This is a genomic window from Micromonospora deserti (genome assembly GCF_003236335.1).
Classification (GTDB): domain Bacteria; phylum Actinomycetota; class Actinomycetes; order Mycobacteriales; family Micromonosporaceae; genus Micromonospora; species Micromonospora deserti.
In genome coordinates, this window is the sequence record NZ_POUB01000581.1 from 1 (window position 1) to 428 (window position 428).

1 protein-coding gene is annotated in these 428 nt (G+C 65.0%); it reads left to right on the plus strand.

Features of this window, described 5'->3' with window-relative positions; translation table 11 throughout:
• Nucleotides 1–19 precede the first annotated feature (19 nt).
• On the plus strand, nt 20–428 hold a 409-nt coding region (locus C1I99_RS32020), incomplete at its 3' end, for an AMP-binding protein (RefSeq protein ID WP_325049260.1).

Genomic DNA, 428 nt, shown 5'->3' on the forward strand with positions numbered 1-428 from the left:
GCCCAACACCCACCACTGGGTGATTGCACTGCTGGGCGCGCAGTACGCCGGAGCAGCAATTATCCCGATCAACACCAGATACACGGGCACCGAGGCACTCGACATCGTCGAGCGCGTCGACGCGGCTGCCCTGGTAGTCGTCGGCAAGTTCCTCAAGGCCGATCGATACCAGCAGTTGCTCGACGCTAATCCCGACCTGTCGATTCCGACGCTGATCCGCGTACCGGTAGACGGCGACGACGCTCGCGCCGGCGTCATCGAGTTCGAGGACTTCCTCGCCCTCGCGACGGACGACACCCGCACCGAAGCCGACGCTCGGGCTACAGCGGTGACGCCCGACGATGTCAGTGACATCCTCTTCACCTCCGGTACGACGGGTCGCAGCAAGGGCGCCATCAGCGCTCATCGCCAGTCGATCGGCGTCGCAC